At 63.0% G+C, this 21,154-nt stretch carries 14 protein-coding genes; 2 read left to right on the top strand and 12 right to left on the bottom strand.

The window, feature by feature from the left end; translation table 11 throughout:
- Window positions 1-122 precede the first annotated feature (122 nt).
- Window positions 123-1,556, top strand: a complete 1,434-nt coding sequence (selO, locus tag H6X51_RS06445; protein ID WP_185266798.1) for a protein adenylyltransferase SelO — start codon at window positions 123-125, stop codon at window positions 1,554-1,556.
- Between the two features lie 176 nt (window positions 1,557-1,732).
- The gene (locus tag H6X51_RS06440; protein WP_185266702.1) at window positions 1,733-3,523 is read left to right on the top strand and encodes an SLC13 family permease; all 1,791 of its coding nucleotides are present in this window, start codon (window positions 1,733-1,735) and stop codon (window positions 3,521-3,523) included.
- Window positions 3,524-3,675: 152 nt separating this feature from the next.
- Here H6X51_RS06440 and H6X51_RS06435 read toward each other — a convergent pair whose 3' ends face one another.
- The 12 genes from H6X51_RS06435 to H6X51_RS06380 all read right to left on the bottom strand — a co-directional run bounded on the left by H6X51_RS06435 (window position 3,676) and on the right by H6X51_RS06380 (window position 21,017).
- On the bottom strand, window positions 3,676-4,953 hold the full coding sequence (locus H6X51_RS06435; RefSeq protein WP_185266701.1) for a bifunctional O-acetylhomoserine aminocarboxypropyltransferase/cysteine synthase: 1,278 nt from the start codon (window positions 4,951-4,953) through the stop codon (window positions 3,676-3,678).
- A gap of 29 nt (window positions 4,954-4,982) precedes the next feature.
- Entirely contained in the window at window positions 4,983-6,071 is a 1,089-nt protein-coding gene (gene hemE, locus H6X51_RS06430) for a uroporphyrinogen decarboxylase (protein WP_185266700.1), read from the bottom strand.
- 302 nt (window positions 6,072-6,373) lie between these two features.
- Window positions 6,374-7,792, bottom strand: a complete 1,419-nt coding sequence (locus tag H6X51_RS06425) for an FAD-dependent oxidoreductase (RefSeq protein ID WP_185266699.1) — start codon at window positions 7,790-7,792, stop codon at window positions 6,374-6,376.
- A gap of 120 nt (window positions 7,793-7,912) precedes the next feature.
- The gene (gltB, locus tag H6X51_RS06420) at window positions 7,913-12,361 is read right to left on the bottom strand and encodes a glutamate synthase large subunit (RefSeq protein ID WP_185266698.1); all 4,449 of its coding nucleotides are present in this window, start codon (window positions 12,359-12,361) and stop codon (window positions 7,913-7,915) included.
- A gap of 395 nt (window positions 12,362-12,756) precedes the next feature.
- A complete protein-coding gene (locus H6X51_RS06415; RefSeq protein ID WP_185266697.1) occupies window positions 12,757-14,328 on the bottom strand; it encodes an AAA family ATPase in 1,572 nt (523 codons plus the stop codon).
- Window positions 14,325-15,404 (bottom strand): 3-dehydroquinate synthase, encoded by a 1,080-nt coding sequence (gene aroB / locus H6X51_RS06410; RefSeq protein ID WP_185266696.1) that lies wholly within the window; start codon window positions 15,402-15,404, stop codon window positions 14,325-14,327. Before aroB ends, H6X51_RS06415 begins: the two co-directional genes overlap by 4 nt.
- Window positions 15,405-15,459: 55 nt before the next feature.
- Window positions 15,460-15,975 carry a shikimate kinase AroK gene (gene aroK / locus H6X51_RS06405; protein WP_185266695.1) on the bottom strand — a complete coding sequence of 172 codons (516 nt, stop codon included), beginning with the start codon at window positions 15,973-15,975 and terminating at the stop codon, window positions 15,460-15,462.
- A gap of 5 nt (window positions 15,976-15,980) precedes the next feature.
- Entirely contained in the window at window positions 15,981-18,167 is a 2,187-nt protein-coding gene (gene pilQ, locus H6X51_RS06400; protein WP_185266694.1) for a type IV pilus secretin PilQ, read from the bottom strand.
- Between the two features lie 57 nt (window positions 18,168-18,224).
- Window positions 18,225-18,722, bottom strand: a complete 498-nt coding sequence (pilP, locus tag H6X51_RS06395) for a type 4a pilus biogenesis lipoprotein PilP (protein ID WP_407925953.1) — start codon at window positions 18,720-18,722, stop codon at window positions 18,225-18,227.
- 32 nt (window positions 18,723-18,754) lie between these two features.
- Window positions 18,755-19,378 carry a type IV pilus inner membrane component PilO gene (locus H6X51_RS06390; protein WP_185266692.1) on the bottom strand — a complete coding sequence of 208 codons (624 nt, stop codon included), beginning with the start codon at window positions 19,376-19,378 and terminating at the stop codon, window positions 18,755-18,757.
- Window positions 19,375-19,953, bottom strand: a complete 579-nt coding sequence (locus tag H6X51_RS06385; RefSeq protein ID WP_185266691.1) for a PilN domain-containing protein — start codon at window positions 19,951-19,953, stop codon at window positions 19,375-19,377. The genes H6X51_RS06390 and H6X51_RS06385 overlap by 4 nt, the downstream gene beginning before the upstream one ends.
- Window positions 19,953-21,017 (bottom strand): pilus assembly protein PilM, encoded by a 1,065-nt coding sequence (locus H6X51_RS06380; protein WP_185266690.1) that lies wholly within the window; start codon window positions 21,015-21,017, stop codon window positions 19,953-19,955. The genes H6X51_RS06385 and H6X51_RS06380 overlap by 1 nt, the downstream gene beginning before the upstream one ends.
- Window positions 21,018-21,154 lie beyond the last annotated feature (137 nt).

The raw sequence follows: 21,154 nt of genomic DNA, 5'->3' as shown, positions 1-21,154 counted from the left end.
TCGTTTGACACTAATGCGCCGCTGACCGGCCAGTCAACGAAAACGACAAGCCATTACATTGCTTGATACGCGGGCATAAGGCAGGCAGCATGAACCTTCCAATCACTGTCAACGGCGCCCCCATGACCTCCCTGGCTGACCTGCAATTCGACAATCGTTTCGCCCGCCTCGGTGACACCTTCTCAACCCGGGTGGTACCCGAGCCATTGAGTAATCCGCGGCTGGTGGTGAGCAGCGAGGATGCCATGGCCCTGCTGGACCTGGACCCGGCCGAGGCCCAGACCGAGATATTCACCGAGCTGTTTTCCGGCCGGCAGATCTGGAGCGCGGCCGAGCCGCGGGCGATGGTCTATTCCGGCCATCAGTTCGGTGTGTACAACCCGCAGTTGGGCGACGGACGCGGCCTGCTGCTGGGCGAGGTGGTCAACAGCCGGGGCGAGTATTGGGACCTGCACCTCAAGGGGGCCGGCAGCACACCTTATTCGCGGATGGGCGATGGCCGGGCGGTATTGCGCTCATCGATCCGCGAATTCCTCGCTTCCGAGGCGCTACCGGCGCTGGGCATCCCCAGCAGCCGCGCACTGTGCGTCACGGTGGGCGATGATCCGGTCTACCGCGAACGCCAGGAGCGTGGTGCCATGCTGCTGCGGCTGGCACGCTCGCATATCCGCTTCGGGCACTTCGAGTACTTCTACTACACCCGCCAGCATGACGCCCTGCGCCAGTTGATCGACTTCACCCTGCAGACCTGCTACCCGCACTGCCAGCAGGATGCCGAGCCGGTACTGGCGATGTTCCGCGAGGTGGCCCGCCGCACCATGCACATGATCGCCCGCTGGCAGGCCTATGGCTTCTGTCATGGCGTGATGAATACCGACAACATGTCGATCCTCGGCATCACCTTCGACTTCGGTCCCTATGCCTTCCTCGATGACTACGATGCCGGGCATATCTGCAACCACTCCGACCACGCCGGGCGCTACGCCTTCCATCGCCAACCGGCCATTGCCCACTGGAACCTGGCCTGCCTGGCCCAGGCGTTGACGCCCTTTGTCGAAGTGGACCAGTTGAAAGCCGAACTGGCGACGCTGATACCGCTCTACCAGGCGCAATACCTGCACCTGATGCGCACTCGACTGGGCTGGGCCAGTGCACAACCGGAGGATGAGCAGCTGTTGCAACAATTACTGCAGCAGATGCAGGACAGCGCCAGTGATTACCACATCACCCTGCGGCTGCTGGCCGAGGATGATCCGGCAGCCCGCGACCAGTTCATCGATCGTGCGGCCTTCGATGGCTGGCTGCGTCAGCATCAGGCGCGACAGGCGCTGGATACCAGCGCCCTGGCCGGTCGGCTGGCCTGCAACCCGGTGTATGTGCTGCGCAACTACCTGGCCCAACAGGCTATCGAGGCCGCCGAACAGAATGACTTCGCCGAGGTGCGGCACCTGCATCAATTGCTGCGCCAGCCGTTCACTCGCCAGCCAGGCCGGGAAGCCTACGCCGCGCCGCCGCCGGATTGGGGGCGGCGGCTGGAGATCAGCTGTTCGTCCTGATTCAGCAGTGCTGTCGTCGAGCAGGAGCCCGACAACCCGGGCGGGGCCTTCTTATACCCAAGAAGAATAACAAGATCATTTCCAGGTCTTGGACAGACTAAGCGCAGCCAGCTAGGGTAGGCCCCTGTCTGGTTCCAGTTGCGGAACCGATACCTCATACGAGATTCAGGTTGCCGATGAACTGGGATACCCTCGCCATGCTGGGCGTGGCCGCCCTGCTGTGCTGGGTGATGTACGCATTTGTCCGTGAAAAGCTCAGCCCCGATGTGGTGGTCGGCATTGCCGTGGCCCTGCTACTGGCCAGCACGCTGCTGACGCCGGCAGAGGTGCTCGGCGTGCTATCCAACAGCGCGCCGATCACCATTGCCTGCCTGTTCGTCCTGTCGGCGGCGCTCGAACGCACCGGCTGTGTCGACAAGCTCGGCAGTGTGCTGGCGCGCATCGGCGGCACCAGCCCGACGCGCATGCTGTTCGCCCTGCTGGTCACCGCCATGCTGCTGTCGACCTTCATCAACAACACGCCGGTGGTGGCAATCCTGACGCCGGTGGCGGTGACCCTCGCCGCCAAGGTTGGCAGCAAGGCGTCGAAGATGCTGATCCCGCTGTCCTACGCGACCATCCTCGGCGGCACCATGACCATGATCGGCACCTCGACCAATATCCTGGTCGACGGCGTGGCCCGCCAGCAGGGCATGGCGCCGTTCGGCATGTTCGAGATCACCCTGGCCGGGGCGATCTTTTCCGCCCTGGGCCTGGGCTTCATCATGTTGTTCGGCAACCGTCTGCTGCCCGATCGCGACAGCCTGTCCGAGCGTCTGCGCCCGCAGCGCAGTCGTACCTTCATGACCGAACTGCTGGTGCCGCAAAGCTCCCCGGTGATCGACCGCACCATCGCCGAGGCCCAACTCAACGGCGACAGCGGTATCCAGGTGCTGAAGATCTTCCGTGGCGACGACGAACTGTCCACGCCGCTGAACACTACCACTCTGCGCGCCGGCGACCGCCTGATACTGCATGCCGGCATGCGCGACTTCGTCGAGTTGCGCCATACCGGCGTGCTGGAGTTCAACCGCGACCAGAGTTTCGAGACCATCTCCACCCGCGATGTGGTGCTCGCTGAAGCCGTGGTGGCGCGCAGCTCGCGCTATATCAACCGGCCGATGCGCGATCTCAACCTGACCGCGCGCTACGGCATCCACGTGCTGGCCGTGCACCGCCAGGACGAGCATATCCAGGACAACCTGGACGATTTTGAGTTGCAGTTCGGCGATGTGATGCTGGTCGAGGGTTCACCGGCGCAGATCCGCAAATTCGCCGACAATGGTGACCTGATCAGCCTGAATACCGTGCAGGAGCGTGCCTACCGTCGCAACAAGGCGCCGATTGCCATCGCCGCCGTACTCGGCGTAATGGTTCTGGCTGCACTGGGTGTGATGCCGATCGAAGGCCTGGCGATCATCGCCGCTGCCGTAGTGGTCGCCACCGGCTGCCTGGAGGTCGATGACGCCTACAAGTCCATCGACTGGAAAATCCTGGCGCTGATCTTCGGCATGCTGGCGATCAGCATCGCCATGAACAAGGTCGGGCTGGTGGACAGCATCGTTGGCCAGGTGATGACCTTGTCACCGCTGCTCGGTCCGCTGTTCATGCTGTCGTTCATCTATCTGCTGACCTCGATTCTCACCGAGATCGTCAGTAACAATGCAGTCGGAGTGCTGCTGACACCGATCGCCATCGGCGTGGCCACACAACTGGGCGCCGATCCGCGTCCGTTCGTGGTGGCGGTGATGTTCGCCGCCAGCGCCAGCTTCGCCACGCCGATCGGCTACCAGACCAACACCTTCGTCTACAGCGCCGGCGGCTATCGCTTCATGGATTTCGTGAGGATAGGTATGCCGCTGAACCTGCTGATGTGGGCTGCAGCCACCCTGGTGATACCGCTGATCTGGCCGCTATTCCCGGTGTGAGAGTGAGCAGCCACCGCCCCTTTTCCCCTCTCCCCAGCCCTCTCCCACAAGGGGAGAGGGGGTCAGGCTGTGCAACCGGTCATCCGGGTTAACCGGCACCGTGGATTGCCACGTCGGCGGATGGCTTCCCCCCTTGCTCCTCGCAATGACGCTTACTTCGACGCTTCCAGCGCCTGCTCGATGTCGGCAAGGATATCGTCGATATGCTCGATACCGATCGACAACCTGATCAGGTCCCGCGGTACCCCGGCCTTTTCCAGTTCCTCGTCATCCAGCTGACGATGGGTGGTGGAGGCAGGATGGCAGGCCAGTGACTTGGCGTCACCGATATTCACCAGCCGCAGCACCAGTTGCAGTGCATCGATGAAACGCGCCCCAGCCTCCTGGCCGCCCTTGATACCGAAGGACAGGATAGCCGCCGGCGGCTTGCCGCCCATGTAGCGCTGGGCCAGCTGGTGCTCGGGGTTATCCTTGAGCCCGGCGTACTTGACCCAGGCCACCTGCGGATGCTGCTGCAGATACTCGGCGACCTTCTGCGCATTCTCGCAGTGCCGCTCCATGCGCAGGCTCAGAGTTTCCAATCCCTGCAGGATGAGGAAGGTGTTGAACGGCGACAGCGCGGCACCCATGTTGCGCAGCGGCACCACCCGGCAGCGACCGATAAAGGCCGCCGGGCCGAACGCTTCGGTGTAGACCACGCCGTGGTAGGACGGGTCGGGGGTGTTAAGCAGCGGGAAGCGATCCTTGTGCTCTGCCCAGGGAAACTTGCCGGAATCCACCACCATGCCGCCCAGGCTGTTGCCATGGCCGCCGATGTACTTGGTCAGCGCGTGTACCACGATATCCGCACCATGCTCGAAGGGCCGGCACAGCACCGGTGTCGCCACCGTGTTGTCGACGATCAGTGGCACGCCATGGCGATGCGCGGCATCGGCCAGTGCCTGCAGATCGACGATATTGCCCGCCGGGTTACCGATCGACTCGCAGAACACCGCCTTGGTGTTTTCGTCGATCAGCGCTTCCATGGCGGCGATATCATCATGCGGCGCGAAGCGCACTTCGATGCCCTGGCGCGGGAAGGTGTGGGCGAACAGGTTGTAGGTGCCGCCGTACAATTTGGCGGTGGATACGATATTGTCGCCCACCCCGGCGATGGTCTGGATCGCATAGGTGATCGCCGCCATGCCGGAGGCCACCGCCAGCGCGCCCACGCCCCCTTCCAGTGCGGCAACCCGCTGCTCCAGCACATCGTTGGTCGGGTTGGTGATGCGCGTGTAGATGTTGCCGGGCACCTTGAGATCGAACAGGTCAGCGCCGTGCTGGGTGCTGTCGAAGGCATAGGAGGTGGTCTGGTAGATCGGCACCGCCACCGCCTTGGTAGTCGGGTCGGGACTGTAGCCGGCGTGTACCGCCAGGGTTTCGAGCTTCATTGTTATTCTCCCGTATGACAGGTCAGTCGTCAGCCCTGGGCCACGACCGCATTCGGATCATGATAGATCGCCGACAGTTCGTGCACCGCCTCGATGAATACCCCGGCGTGGGCCGGGTCCACCTCGGGGGTGATGCCGTGGCCGAGGTTGAATACATGCCCGGTGCCCTTGCCGTAGCTGGCGAGGATGCGTGCCACTTCGTCACGGATCGCCTGCGGGTTGGCGTACAGCACGGTGGGGTCCATATTGCCCTGCAGCGCCACCTTGGAGCCGACCCGCGAGCGGGCCACGCCAATGTCCATGGTCCAGTCCAGGCCGACGCCATCGGCGCCGCACTCGGCAATGCTCTCCAGCCATAGGCCGCCGTTCTTGGTGAATACGATGACCGGCACGCGACGTCCCTCGTTCTCACGGATCAGCCCGGCAACGATCTTGCGCATGTAGGCCAGGGAGAACTTCTGGTAGGCATCGGCGGACAGGTTGCCACCCCAGGTATCGAAGATCTGCACCGCCTGGGCGCCGGACCTGATCTGCTCATTGAGGTAGCTGGTGACCGACTGCGCCAGCTTGTCCAGCAGCAGGTGCACCGCTTCCGGCTGGTCGTACATCATCGCCTTGATCTTGCGGAAATCCTTGGAAGAACCACCCTCGACCATATAGGTGGCCAGGGTCCAGGGGCTGCCGGAGAAACCGATCAGCGGTACCCGGCCATTGAGTTCACGGCGGATGGTGCTGACCGCGTCCATGACATAGCCCAGGTCCTGGCGCGGATCAGGGATCGGCAGGGCTTCGATATCGGCCAGGGAGTCGATGCGCTTGCGAAAGCGCGGGCCTTCGCCAGTCTCGAAGTGCAGACCCAGGCCCATGGCGTCGGGAATGGTGAGAATGTCGGAAAACAGGATGGCCGCATCCAGCGGATAGCGCTCCAGCGGCTGCAGGGTCACCTCGCAGGCCATCTCCGGGTTCATGCACAACCCCATGAAGTCACCGGCACGAGCGCGGGAGGCGCGATATTCAGGCAGATAGCGGCCGGCTTGGCGCATCATCCATACCGGAGTGACATCAACAGGCTGGCGCAACAGCGCACGCAGAAAACGGTCATTCTTCAATTCAGACATGAAATCGGCATCCAGTGGCGTAAATGGCAACCATTGTAACCGTTATCGCCAGGAAGATAAGGGGCGGTGCGGCAAAGGGGCGCGGGCTATATTTGAGGATGGGAGAGAGTGCAAGGACTGTAGTTCCCGAGTCGGGTACGCTCGACACGCCGTGAACCCATCCCTGGGGGCTCGTTGATGCCATCCCTGGCATCAAACGGTCGAGCGTACCCGACTCGGGAACCACTGCCACCATCTCCGTGCAGGATCAGAGTCTGTAAGACCGAAAACCAGACGCCGGAACAACAAATCCAGCCAACAACTCACACTTCCAGATAATCCAGAATCCCCTCGGCCGCCTGCCGTCCTTCCCAGATCGCCGTCACCACCAGGTCCGAGCCGCGCACCATATCGCCGCCGGCAAATACCTTGGGGTTGCTGGTCTGGAACTTGTACTTCGCCTGTTCAGGAGCGACCACCCGGCCCTGGCCGTCGACCTCCACCTGCACATCGGCGAACCAGGGCGCCGGGCTGGGGCGGAAACCGAAGGCGATGATCACCGCATCTGCGGGCAGCACCTGCTCCGACCCCGGCACCGGCTCGGGACTGCGCCGACCCTTGGCATCCGGCTCGCCCAGGCGGGTCTCGATCACCTTCACGCCCTCCACCTTGCCGTCACCGACAATGGCGATTGGCTGGCGGTTGAACAGGAACTTCACACCCTCGTCCTTGGCGTTCTTCACTTCCTTGCGCGAGCCCGGCATGTTCTGCGCATCGCGGCGGTAGGCACAGGTGACCGCTTCGGCCCCCTGGCGGATCGAGGTGCGGTTGCAGTCCATGGCGGTGTCACCACCACCGAGCACCACCACTTTCTTGCCCTTCATGTCGACGAAGTCCTCGGGCGACTTCTCGAAGCCCAGGTTGCGGTTGACGTTGGCCACCAGGAAATCCAGCGCATCATGCACACCGGGCAGTTCCTCACCGGGGAAGCCACCTTTCATGTAGGTATAGGTGCCCATGCCCATGAACACAGCATCGTATTCGTCCAGCAATTGTTCGATGGTCACGTCGCGACCGATCTCGGTATTCAGGCGGAACTCCACGCCCATGCCGGTGAACACCTCGCGACGGCGCGACATCACGGTCTTTTCCAGCTTGAACTCGGGGATACCGAAGGTCAGCAGCCCGCCGATCTCGGGGTTGCGGTCGAACACCACCGGCGTGACCCCGGCGCGCACCAGCACATCGGCGCAGCCCAGGCCGGCAGGCCCGGCACCGATCACCGCCACGCGCTTGCCGGTCGGCACCACCTGCGACATGTCCGGGCGCCAGCCCATGGCGAAGGCGGTATCGGTGATGTACTTCTCCACCGAGCCGATGGTGACCGCACCGAAGTCGTCATTCAGCGTACATGCACCTTCACACAGGCGATCCTGCGGGCACACCCGGCCGCAGACCTCCGGCAGGGTATTGGTCTGGTGCGACAGTTCCGCCGCCTCGATGATGTTGCCCTCGGAGACCAGCTTCAGCCAGTTGGGAATGTAGTTGTGCACCGGGCACTTCCATTCGCAATAGGGGTTGCCGCACTCCAGGCAACGGTGCGCCTGCTCTGCCGCCTCCTGCGGTTTGAACAGTTCATTGATCTCGATAAAGCGGGTCTTGCGCTGACGCAGGGGCCGCTTCTTCGGTTCCTGACGACCCACTTCGACAAACTGGAAGTCGTTGTTCAGACGCTCTGCCATGTTCTACCTCTCAAATATATTCGTGTCCCTGCTCCGCGGCGTAGCGCCCCGGTCCGCATTCGGGCGCGACGCCCGCTGCGGCTGAAACCTGTCGTCGAGCAGGTGCTCGGCAACCCGGGTTTATTGCGGGTTCGCCAGCGTGGTCTTGAGCAGGGCGCGCAGGCTCGCGGCCTTGGGTTTGACCAGCCAGAAGCGGCGGATGTAATTGTCCAGATCCTCCAGCACCTCGGCGCCCCAGGCACTGCCGGTTTCCGCGACGTACTCGGTCAGCACCTGGATCAGGTGGCTGCGATAGGCTTCCATCGACTCGCCGCTGATGCGCTGCAGCTCCACCAGTTCGTGGTTGAGCTTGTCGAAGAAGCTGTTGTCCTGATCCAGCACATAGGCGAAGCCGCCAGTCATCCCGGCGCCGAAGTTGTAGCCGGTCTTGCCCAGCACGCAGACCATGCCGCCGGTCATGTACTCGCAGCAGTGGTCACCGGCACCCTCGATCACCGCATGGCAACCGGAGTTGCGCACCGCGAAACGCTCACCGGCCACCCCGGCGGCGAACAGCTTGCCGCCGGTGGCGCCATACAGGCAGGTATTGCCGATGATCGAGGTCCGCTCGGAGCGGAACGGGCTGCCCGCCGGCGGCACTATCACCAGTTTGCCGCCGGTCATGCCCTTGCCGACATAGTCGTTGGCATCACCCTGCAGATACATATTCAGGCCAGCCACGTTCCATACGCCGAAGCTCTGTCCGGCGGTACCGCTGAAGCGGAAGGTGATCGGCGCCTCGCTCATGCCCTGGTTGCCATGGCGACGGGCGATCTCACCGGATACCCGGGCACCGATCGAACGGTCGCAGTTGGTCAGCGGCATCTCGAACTCACCACCGGCCAGCCCTTCGATGGCCGGCAGCGCCAGGCTGACCATGCGCTCGGCGGTCAGGCCCTGGTCGAATGGCGGGTTGCGGTCGACCTGGCAGTACTGCGGCTTGTCCGCCGGTACCGCATCGCTGAACAGCAGTGGGCGCAAGTCCAGGCCCTGCTGCTTGCTGGTAGTGCCGGGCAGGATCTCCAGCAGGTCGGTGCGGCCGATCAGGTCCTCCAGGCGGCGCACGCCCAGTTTGGCCATCCACTCGCGGGTCTCGCTGGCGACATAGGTGAAGAAGTTCATCACCATCTGCACGGTGCCGATGTAGTGCTGGTCGCGCAACTGCCGGTTCTGCGTGGCTACGCCGGTGGCGCAGTTGTTCAGGTGGCAGATGCGCAGGTACTTGCAGCCCAACGCGATCATCGGCGCGGTACCGAAGCCGAAGCTCTCGGCGCCGAGGATCGCCGCCTTGATCACATCCAGGCCGGTCTTCAGGCCGCCATCGGTCTGCACCCGCACCTTGCCGCGCAGATCGTTGCCGCGCAGGGTCTGGTGCGCCTCGGACAGGCCCAGCTCCCAGGGTGAACCGGCATACTTGATCGAGGTCAGCGGCGAGGCGCCGGTGCCACCGTCATAGCCGGAGATGGTGATCAGGTCAGCATAGGCCTTGGCCACGCCGGCGGCGATGGTACCGACGCCCGGCTCGGCCACCAGCTTGACCGAGACCAGCGCCTGCGGATTGACCTGCTTGAGGTCGAAGATCAGCTGCGCCAGGTCCTCGATCGAATAGATGTCATGGTGCGGCGGCGGTGAAATCAGCGTCACCCCCGGCACCGCATAGCGCAGCCGGGCGATCAGCTCGTTGACCTTGCCACCGGGCAACTGCCCGCCTTCACCGGGCTTGGCGCCCTGGGCCAGCTTGATCTGCAGCACCTCGGCGTTGACCAGGTACTCCGCGGTGACACCGAAGCGGCCCGAGGCCACCTGCTTGATCTTCGAGGTGCGGATGCTGCCGTAGCGCGCCGGGTCCTCGCCGCCCTCCCCGGAGTTGGAGCGGGCACCCAGGCGGTTCATCGCCTCGGCGATGGCCTCGTGGGCTTCCGGTGACAGCGCACCCAGCGAAATCCCGGCCGAGTCGAAGCGCTTGAACAGCGACTCCAGCGGCTCCACTTCCTCCAGCGCGATAGGTGTCAGGTCCTGGCGCAGTTGCAGCAGATCGCGCAGGGTCGCCACCGGGCGCTGGTTGACCAGCGCCGCGTACTCCAGATACTTGTCGTAGCTGTCACCCTGCACCGCGTCCTGCAACGCGCGGACGATGTCCGGGTTGTAGGCGTGGTACTCACCGCCATGCACATACTTGAGCAGACCACCCTGCTGGATGGTCTTGCGCGGGCTCCAGGCCTCGGCGGCCAGCAGTGCCTGCTCGGCCTGCAGATCGGCAAAACCCGCACCCTGGATACGGCTGGGCACGCCGCGGAAACACCGCTCGACCACCTCGTCGGCCAGGCCGATGGCTTCGAACAGCTGAGCGCCGCGGTAGGAGGCCACGGTGGAGATTCCCATCTTCGACAGTATCTTCAGCAGGCCCTTGGATATGCCCTTGCGGTAGCTCTTGAATACCTCGTACAGGTCACCGATCACCTCGCCGGTACGCACCAGGTCGGCCAGCACTTCGTAGGCCAGGTAAGGGTATACCGCCGACGCACCGAAACCGATCAGCACCGCAAAGTGGTGGGGGTCGCGGGCGCTCGCGGTGTCCACCAGGATGTTGCAGTCGCAACGCAGACCGCAGGCAATCAGATGATGATGCACCGCCCCCACCGCCAGCGCCGCATGCACCGGCAGCTTGCCCTTGGCAATCGCCCGGTCGCTGAGTACCAGCAGGGTCTTGCCGGCGCGTACCGCGGTCTCGGCCTGCTCGACGATGCCAGCCACGGCCGCGGCCAGCGGCACCTGCTGGTCAACGTTGAGGTCGATCACCTGGTGCTCGAAGCCGGGACGCTGCAGGTTCATCAGCGTGCGCCACTTGGCCGGGGAAATGATCGGGCTGCTGAGGATCGCCCGGTTGGCGTGGTCCGGGGTTTCCTCGAAGACATTGCGCTCAGCGCCGAGGCAGGTTTCCAGCGACATGACCACCGCCTCGCGCAGCGGGTCGATCGCCGGGTTGGTCACCTGGGCGAACTGCTGGCGGAAGTAGTCGTAGACCGTGCGTACCCGGCTGGACAGCACCGCCATGGGGGTATCGTCACCCATGGAGCCGACCGCTTCCTGGCCGTTCTCGCCGAGCGGGCGCAGCACCTGGTCACGCTCCTCGAAGCTGACCTGGAACATCTTCATGTACTGCTGCAGTGCCTCGGGTGTGAGGAACTCGTCGCGCTGGTCGCGATCGTCCAGCGTGCCCTGGATACGCAGGGCATGCTGCTTGAGCCACTTGCGGTACGGATGGCGCGACTTCAGGCGGCCTTCCACCTCGTCGGTGTGCAATACCTCGCCGGTGCGGGTATCCACCGCCAGGATCTGGCCGGGCCCGACCCGGCCCTTGCTGATCACATCCTCGGGGCGGTAGTTCCACACACCGATTTCCGAGGCCAGGGTGATATAGCCGTTGGCGGTAATCACGTAGCGCGCCGGGCGCAGGCCATTGCGGTCCAGCAGGCAGACCGCATAGCGGCCTTCGGTCAGCACGATGCCGGCCGGACCATCCCAGGCCTCCATGTGCATGGAGTTGAATTCATAGAAGGCGCGCAGGTCGGCATCCATGGTTTCCATGTTCTGCCAGGCCGGCGGTACCACCATGCGCACCGCGCGGAACAGGTCCATGCCGCCGGCCAGCAGCAGTTCCAGCATGTTGTCCATGCTGGAGGAGTCCGAACCGGTGACATTCACCAGCGGTGCCAGGCTGTCCAGCTCCGGCAGCAGCTCGTTGACGAACTTGTTGCGCCGCGCATGCGCCCAGTTGCGGTTGGCGGTGATGGTATTGATCTCGCCGTTGTGCGCCAGCAGGCGGAACGGCTGGGCCAGCGGCCAGCGCGGCAGGGTATTGGTGGAGAAGCGCTGGTGGAACACGCTGATCGCGGTTTCCATGCGCGCATCTCCCAGCTCCGGGAAGAAGCTGTCCAGGTCCGCCGGCATCATCAGGCCCTTGTAGGAAATCACCTTGGCCGACAGGCTGCAGACATAGAAGTCCGCATCGGCCTGCATGGCCAGTTCCACCTTGCGCCGAACGTAGAACAGCTTGATGGCGAACTGCTGCTCATCCAGGCCCTGCCCGGAAATGAACAGCTGCTCGATGTTCGGTTGGCAACTCAGGGCCAATGGTCCCAGCACACTGCTGTCCACCGGTACCTTGCGCCATCCCAGCAGGCCCAGCTGCTGATCGGCCAGCGCTGTTTCGAACGCCTGGCGAGCGCGGGCCTGCGCTGCCGGCTCAACCCCGGTGAAAACCATCCCCACCGCATATTGCTCCGGCAGATCGAGGGCCAGTTCCTCCTTGCCGACCGCCCGCATGAAACGATCGGGCATCTGCAGCAACAAGCCGCAACCATCGCCGGTCTTGCCATCGGCATTGATGCCGCCACGATGGGTCATGCAGGTCAGCGCCTCGATGGCGGTTTTCAGCAGATGATGACTGGCCTCGCCCTGCATATGGGCAATCAAACCGAAGCCACAGTTATCCCTGAACTGATCAGGCTGATACAGACCTGCTTTCATAGGCACGCTCTCAATTTATTTCCATGTATTTCAGTTACTTACAGTCAATAAACGGACCAGATCGGACCAGGTATCAGCTGCGGAAGAGGACCTGATTGTACACAGCACGCCATGCAGCCACAATTATTTTTGCCGCAAAAACATATATAAATGTCGTAACAAGGAAAGCATTTTTTTAAAATGACTATATTTTTTGAACCAAAGCAGTGCACTAAAGAAAATCATGCACCATGAAAGTGCAGAAATAACTATAGAACAGTGACAGTGCCGTAGCGGCGGACAGGACACGCTGCAGCCACGGCCAAAGGACATGGCCGCTCAGGGGAAGGGGTTGGAGAAGGAAGCTGCGGCTCCGCATTCCCGGGGAATATCGGAGCCGCAGAAGAGCGACAGGATCAGCGCAACGACTGCTGGATGCTGCCCATGCTGCGCGGCCAGGGTTGCAGCTTGCGCAGCGATTCAGGCAACTGGCCAGCGCCTTGCTGGGCCTGGGCACGCCCGGCATAACGCCCCTGGGTGACGACGAACCAGGGCTGGCCTTCATGCTGGGTTTCGAAATACCCCAGGTCCGCCACTCCGGACTGGGCATTGATGAAGTCCAGTGCCGCCTGGCGTGAGCGGGTACCCAGCAATTGCAGGGCATACTCGCTGGCAGCCCGCTGGCGGTACCAGTCGGCCTGCCGATACGCGGCATTCGCGCCGGATGCGGCGGGTCGAGCGCTTGCCGTGCTCGGTGTCGCAGGCGCGGCCTGCGGCGCTGCCGTCGGCGGCTGCGGTACCGCCGACGGTGCAGGGGTGTCCGCCACTATCGGCTCCGGCGCGGCAACCACTGGCGGCGCCTCGATCCGAACCGGTTCGGGCATGGCGACAGGCTCGGGCAACTGACCATTATCACCATCCGCTGCGGGCGCCCGGCGCTCACGCGCGACCTCGGTCGCCACCAGCGGCTCGGCGTCCGGCTCCTCGGCAATACGCTCCAGGGTACCGCTCGTCTCGCTGGGCATCTGCAGCATGGGGCCATCCGTCGCGTCCCCTGTCACATCCACGCTGGCGACCTGATCAGGCAGGCTGATGACCGTCCGCGTCGGCTCCGGCTCATCGCCTCCCATCATCCAGGCAATGGTCACGCCGATCCCCACCAGCACCAGTGCCACCAGCGAGCGCATCGGCAAGGCCACCGCCTGCCGCTGACGTACCGGACGCACCGGTTCCTCGATTTCCTCCATCATTACCTGCCTGGCTACCCGATTGATCGCACCGGGCCAACCACCACTGTCCTGGTGAATCCGACCGACCTGCGCATCGTCCAGCAACTCGATGCCCTGCCCCGCCGCTTCCAGACGCTGGGCCAGGTAGTCGCGGGTTTCCTCCAGGTTGAAGGGAGCCAGCTCCAGCAGTTGCAGCCACACCCGGGCGGCCGGCATGTCCACCGCCTCCAGGGCTTCGCCGATGGACTCTTCGGCAAACAGGAAGACCCGTGGCGCCGCCCGGCTGTCGGCCTGGCTGAGATCGGCCAGCAACTGGATGGCCTCGGGCTCCAGACAGTGGGCGTCGTCCACCACCAGGTACAGCTGCATGCCGGTGGCATGCAGCTGCTCGGCACGCTCCAGCAGGGCCCGGGTATCGGCAACATTCAATGCCTGGCACAGCAGCCTGGTCAGCGCGCCGACATCCGCCTGCTCGCGCCCCGAGGTGACGACGCACTGCACCTTGTCCTTGTTGCAGCTGGCAACCATCGCCTGGCGCAGCAGGGTCTTGCCGGCACCCGGGGGGCCGACCACTACCTGCAACTGCTCGGAAAAGTGCGCCATGTGATGCAACTGCGCCAGCACCGGCTTGCGCTTTGGCGTGAAGAAACGAAAGCCCGGCGCACGCGCCATGAATGGATCATGGCGCAGCTGATAGTGTATGAGATAGTCCTCGGTGCTGCTCAAGTCGCCCATATCCACTTCCCGTTGCTCGCTCATCGCCCGGCCACCGCCAACATCGAATGCAGCGCCTGGCCGTCAAAATCAGCCGTCACCACCGCCTCCCCCATCTGCTTGAGCAGCACCAGACGCAACTGGCCGTCGAGTACCTTCTTGTCCACCGCCATCAGGCGCTTGAAGTCCTCGCCCAACATGCCGCGTGGCGGTGTCACCGGTAAGCCGGCAGCGGCGATCAGCGTCACGCCGCGCTGTTGCTCGGCCTCGCTCAGCCAGCCCAGGCGCTGCGACAACTCCAGGGCCATGGCCATCCCCGCGCCCACTGCCTCGCCATGCAGCCAGTTGCCATAGCCCTGGTGCGCCTCGATCGCATGGCCGAAGGTATGTCCCAGGTTGAGGATGGCGCGCACGCCCCCCTCGCGCTCGTCTGCTGCCACCACCTCGGCCTTGATCGCGCAGGAGCGGGCGATCGCCTCGGTGATCAGCGCCGGCTCCAGTTCACGCAGGGCTGGCATGTGCTGCTCCAGCCAGTCGAGGAACTGGCGATCACGGATCAGCCCGTACTTGATGATTTCCGCCAGCCCGGCGCTGACCTCCCGCGCGGGCAGGGTGCGCAGACTGTCGGTATCGATCAGTACCGCCTTGGGTTGGTAGAAGGCACCGATCATGTTCTTGCCGGCCGGATGGTTGATGCCGGTCTTGCCGCCCACCGAGGAGTCGACCTGGGACAGCAGGGTGGTGGGAATCTGGATGAAGTCGACGCCCCGCTGATAGCAGGCGGCGGCAAAGCCGGTCATGTCACCGATGACGCCCCCACCCAGCGCGATCAGCGTGGTACGGCGATCATGCCGTGCCGCGAGCAGGGCATCGAAGATCTGCTGCAGGGTCGACCAGTTCTTGAAGGCTTCCCCGGTAGGCAACACCACCGGTACTACCGCGTAATCCGCCAGGGTCTGGCACAGCCGCTGCAGATACAGCGGAGCGACGGTATCATCGGTCACGATGCATACCTGCCGGCCGGCAATATGCGGCGCCAGCAGTTCTACCTGCCCGAGCAGGCCGCTGCCAATGTGGATGGGGTAACTGCGATCATCGAGATTAACGGTCAATTGCTGCATGGAACTCTCCCTGGGAACCCGGCAAGGATACATCAGTCCCGCGCTTTCCGGGTCTTCAGTTCGGCTCTTGCGTCAGCTGGGCGACGATGGTGCTGACCACCACCTTGGGCCCGCGCTGGTCGGTATCGATGATCAGGTGGGCGATCTCCCGATACAGCGGGTCACGCCGCGCCATCAACTCGCGCAAGACCTTTTCCGGGTCCGCGGTCTGCAGCAGTGGCCGCTGGCGATCCTTGGCGGTACGCTGCAACTGCTGCTCGACGCTGGTCCGCAGGTAGACCACCAGGCCGTTATCGGCCAGCGCCCGACGGTTGGCCTCGCGCATCACCACGCCGCCACCGGTGGCAAGCACTATGCCCTGCTCCTGCACCAGTTCGGCAATCATGGCTTCTTCGCGCTGACGAAAGCCTTCCTCCCCCTCCACATCGAAGATCCAGGGGATATCGGCTCCGGTTCTGGCTTCGATTTCCCGGTCTGAATCCTTGAATGGGTATCTGAGCTCTTTTGCCAGCAGGCGCCCGATGGTACTTTTCCCTGCCCCCATCGGGCCTACCAGAAAGACATTACGCAACGCGATTACCTGGCAAGACTGATAGCTCCATTATTGATGATGCGAGGAGTCAGGAACACCAGCAGCTCGGTCTTGCTCTCGAAACTGATGTCACGCCGGAAGGCTCTGCCGACCACCGGCAGGTCACCCAGGAAGGGCACCTTTTCCTGACTCTTCTGCGATTCACTGGAGAATACACCACCAATCACGATGGTTTCACCATCAGCTACCAGAATCTTCGCGGTAACTTCGTTTTTACGGATCATTGGCACGCCGTTGACCTCACGGCTGAAGTCCGGCTCGTCCTTGGTGACGACCACTTCCATGATTACCTGGCTGTCGGGGGTGATCTGCGGTGTCACTTCCAGCGACAGCACCGCCTCGGCGAAGGCCGTGGTGGTGGCACCGCTGGAGCTGGCTTCCTGATAGGGAATTTCCGCGCCCTTGAGGATACGAGCCGTTTCCTTGTCCGAGGTCACCACCTTGGGCTGGGAGATGATCTCGCCATTGCCGGTGCTTTCCATCGCCGACAGCTGCAGGTCGAGGATGGTGTTGTCGGTGATGAAGCCGATGCCGATGCCCGAGGTGGCGCCCAGTACACCCATGTCGACGAACGGAGTGTTGAACGGAATGGTCGGGTTGCCGAAGATGCCGCCGGGATTACGGTAGTTCTCCACATCGTATTCGCCGGTGACCGGGTTCTGGCTCATGATCGGGTCATCGGTGATGCCGATGTTGTCGTCCTTGCCATAGGCATTGAAGCGTCTGCCCAGGTTGACGTTACCACCCCAGCGCACGCCCAGCGCCTTGTCGAAACCGACGTTGGCCTCGACGATACGCGCCTCGATCATCACCTGGCGCACCGGGATGTCCAGCTGGGTGACGATGCGTCGCAATTCGTCGAGCTTGGCCTGGGTTTCCAGGGCGATAATGCTGTTGGTGCGGTCATCCACGGTGATCGAGCCGCGCTGCTCGCCATCGCCGGAGGTAACCGAAGCGAACAGGGTGGCGATGTCCGATGCCTTGGCGTAGTTGACCTGGATCAGCTCGCGGCGCAGCGGGGCCAGTTCGGCGATCTGCTTCTGCGATTCCAGCTCCTGGCGTTCACGGGCGGCGATCTCGTCAGCCGGCGCCACCAGCAGCACGTTGCCGATCTGGCGCTTGTCCAGCCCCTTGGTCTTGAGCACCAGGTCCAGCGCCTGGTCCCAGGGCACGTTCTGCAGACGCAGGGTGATGCTGCCCTGTACGGTATCGCTGGCCACCAGGTTGAGGTCGGTGAAGTCGGCGATCAGCTGCAGTACCGAGCGCACCTCGATGTCCTGGAAATTCAGCGACAATTTCTCGCCGGAGTAGGAGAACTCGTCAGCCCGCCGCTGCTCGATCTCGGTACGGGTCATGGGCTTGAAGCTGACGGTCAGGCGGCTGTCGGCCTGGTAGACCAGGTGCTCGTAGAAACCGGTCGGCTCGATGCTGATGCTGGCGTCCTGGCCGGAGCTGCTGGCACTGATGAAGTTGACCGGGGTGGCGAAATCCTTGACGTCCAGACGCACGCGCAACTCATCGGGCAGGCTGGTGCCGGGGAAGGTCAGGCGTACCCGCCCTCCCTGCTCCTGCACATCCACCCGAATGGTCGGATCGGACAGGTCGATGATGACATTGCCTTCACCCTGTTCGCCGCGCTGGAAGTCCAGGCTGCGAATGGCACGTCCCCCACCTGCGGCCATCGGGCTGCTGGCGGCGGGCTGGGTGTTGCTGCGCCCGTCGCTGCCGCTGGCCTGGACCGGGGTGTTGGCCGCAGCGGCAGGCGCCGGAGCCGTTGCATAGCCTGGCGCACTGTTGGCACCGACCATGATGAACAGGTTGTTGCCCTCCACACGCGTGGTGTACGGAGCCAGGTCAGCCAGGTTGATGATCAGGCGAGTACGATCGTTGGCCTCGACCACGGTCAGGCTGCGCGCATTGCCCAGCCCCAGTTCGCGGGAACGCTCACCCAGGCGGTTCTTGACGCCCGGCAGATCGATGGCGATACGCGCTGGCTGATCGATGGTATAGCCTTTCGGCGTTGCGGCCACCGGCTCGTCGAAGGTCAGTTTGAGTTCCACCCGCTCACCGGGCAGCGACGCCACATCGAGGCGCTGGAGATCGGCGGCAAAGGCCAGCGGGCTGAGCAGCGCAAGCATGGCTGCGAATGAAAACTTCCTGGTTAGAGGCATTTGATTGCGTTCCACGCGCGACTGTTTACAGTTCATGTTATCTCTCCCTGGTTGACCTTATCCGCGCTCAGGCAAGCTGAGGGTACGCGGTCGCTCCAACCAACCACCTTCACCGTCCGGGACTATCTCGACCACATCGATACGGCCTTCCTCGATGCTGGTGATCCGGCCGTGATTGCGGCCCAGGTAGTCGCCGATCTTGACTCTATGCACGCTGCCGGCGCCACGGATGAGCGCCTGCATGCCCTGCTGGTTGCTGAGGATACCGACCATATCGAAGCCTTCGATGTTGAAGCCTTCGAGGAACTGCCGGACGCGGTTCTCATCCGGCCGGATATCCTGCGAGCCTTTCTGCCGCTGCGTCAGGTCGATACGAATCGGCGGCTGGAAGGGGCTGCGCAGGGAGGTCGCGCTGTAGGTGAAAGCCTCGTATGGCTTGAACCGGGGCAATGGCTCGATCTTCCCCGCCGGGCGTGCCCGGGTTTCTTCCATGAATACCTGCAGGTCGCTGAAGTCACTGCCGCCACAACCGCTCAGCACCAGTGCAGCCAGCATCACCAGGCCACCGGCAACGGGTCTGTACATGTTCATTGCTGGCCTCCCGCATCATGATAACGGTAGGTCTTGGCCAGGATGTTCATCTTCAGCAGGTTGGGATTGCCCTCGCTGATCGGCACGATATCGAAGTCGTGCAAGGTCACGATACGCGGCAGGCTGGCCACGCTGCTGACGAAGGTGGCGATGTCGTGATAGTTGCCCTGCACCACGATGCGGATCGGCAACTCGATGTAGAACTGCTGCGCCACTTCCGGCTGCAGGGTGATGGACTCGAACTCCAGGCCGCTGTTCAGGCCCATCTGGGTGATGTCCTCGAGCAGACCGGGTACCTCGGTATCGCTGGGCAGTTGCTTGAGCAGCGTGCCGAAGCGATCTTCGATCTCGACCAGTTGCTCCTTGTAGGCCTCCAGGTTGGCGGCCTTGAAGGACTTGTCGGCAAACTCCTTGCGCAGGGTCACTTCCTGGCCTTCTGTGCGCTCGAGCTGGCTCTGCAGATCCTTGAGATGGAAGTGGTAGCCCAGGAACAGCAGGACGGCGAACACCAGGATGCCGACGATGACCTTGAGCGCCCCTGGCCAGGAACCGATGTTGTTGAAGTCGAGGTCGTTGAGATCGACCTTCTTCAGACTCTCCATGGATTGAGCAAAACTCATTGCTGCTGTTCTCCCTCAGCGGCTGGCGTACCCGGCTCGGTCTGGCGGACCGACATCTCGAATACGTTGGCCTGATCCAATGCTCCCTGGGTAACGGCCTTGACGGCGGTCAGGTTCGGCGTGGTGAGCCAGTCGGAAGCGTCCATCTGGCGCATCAGGTTGGATACCCGGCTGTTCGATTCGGCGCCGCCCTTGATGGCGATCACCGGCCCCTTCATGCCGACCGAGGTGAAATACACACCGTCGGGCAGGGTGCGGGCCAGCTCGTCGAACACCCGCACGATGATCGGCCGGTTGCCCTGCAGGTCCTGGATGATCTTCATCCGCTCGAGCAGCTGCGTGCGCTGCGCCTGCAACTGTTCGATTTCCTTGATGCGCCCATCCAGCAGGCGGATTTCCTTGCGCAGGAATTCATTACGGGCATTCTGATGATCGATCTTGCCGTTCAGGTTGCGGTCGCCGAGAAAGACCAGCAGACCGGCAGCCAGCACGATCAGTACCAGGATGGTGAGAAACTGCTTCTTGCGCTCTTCCCTGAGCTGCTCGCGCCAGGGCAACAGGTTAATGCGAGCCATCAGTCGAAACTCCTCATTGCCAGACCACAGGCGATCATCAGCGCCGGTGCGTCATTGCTGAGCGCCACCGCATTCACCTTGTTCGACAGGGTCATGTTTGCAAAGGGGTTGGCCACCAGCGTGGCGGTCCCGAGCTTCTGCTGAATCAGTTGATCCAGTCCCGGGATCGATGCCGTTCCGCCAGCCAGCAGGATGTAGTCGACATCATTGTACTGGCCCCCGGCGAAGAAGAACTGCAGCGACCGGGACACCTGCTGTACCACGGCGTCCTTGAACGGGCCCAGCACTTCGCTTTCGTAATCGTCAGGCAGCCCGCCCTGCTTCTTCGCCAGGCCGGCCTCATCCTGGGCCAGGCCATAGCGACGCTGGATCTCGTCGGTCAGCTGCTTGCCGCCGAACAGCTGCTCGCGGGTATAGATGGTGCGCCCCTGGCTCAATACGCTGAGCGTCATCATGGTGGCGCCGATGTCGATCACCGCGATGGTCAGGTCGCCGTGGTCACCGCTGAGCTGGTCGACCACCAGTTCGCAGGCACGCTCCATGGCGTAGGCTTCCACCTCGACCACCTTGGTGTCGATCCCGGCCAGCGCCAGTGCGGCCTCGCGGATATCGACGTTCTCCCGGCGACAGGCGGCCAGCAGCACCTCGACCCGATCCGGATTGCGCGGCGACACACCCTGCACCTCGAAGTCGATGGAGACTTCGTCGAGCGGATAGGGAATGTACTGGTCGGCTTCGAGCTTGATCTGCTCTTCCATCTCGTCGTCATCGAGGCCGCCGTCCATCTCGATGATCTTGGTGATCACCGCAGACCCGGCCACCGCCACCGCCGCCTGTTTCAGCGAGGTACGCGAACGCGCCAGAACCTTTTCCAGGGTCTGGCCCACACCTTCGAGTTCGACGATATTCTTTTCCGCCACGGCACCGGCGGGTAGTGGTTCAACCGCGTAGGCTTCAACCTTGTAGCGGTTCCCTGATCGGCTGAGTTCCAGCAGTTTCACCGTGGTGGAACTGATATCGATACCCAGCAGCGTGTTCGTTTTTTTCCTGAGGAGCCCTAGCACAGCCAATTTCCTATCAGCATCCACCACTTACGGGTGGTTTATATTTGACCACATTAAATAACAGTCCTTGTTCCAGCGCAAATGGCTAAAGGGAAAAAAATACGCTTATAATGCGGACTGTTAACCCGTTCTCAACA

Source organism: Halopseudomonas xiamenensis (assembly GCF_014219065.1).
GTDB lineage: Bacteria > Pseudomonadota > Gammaproteobacteria > Pseudomonadales > Pseudomonadaceae > Halopseudomonas > Halopseudomonas xiamenensis.
Note: the sequence above shows the minus strand (reverse complement) of the source record. Positions and strands in the feature narration are given on the sequence as shown.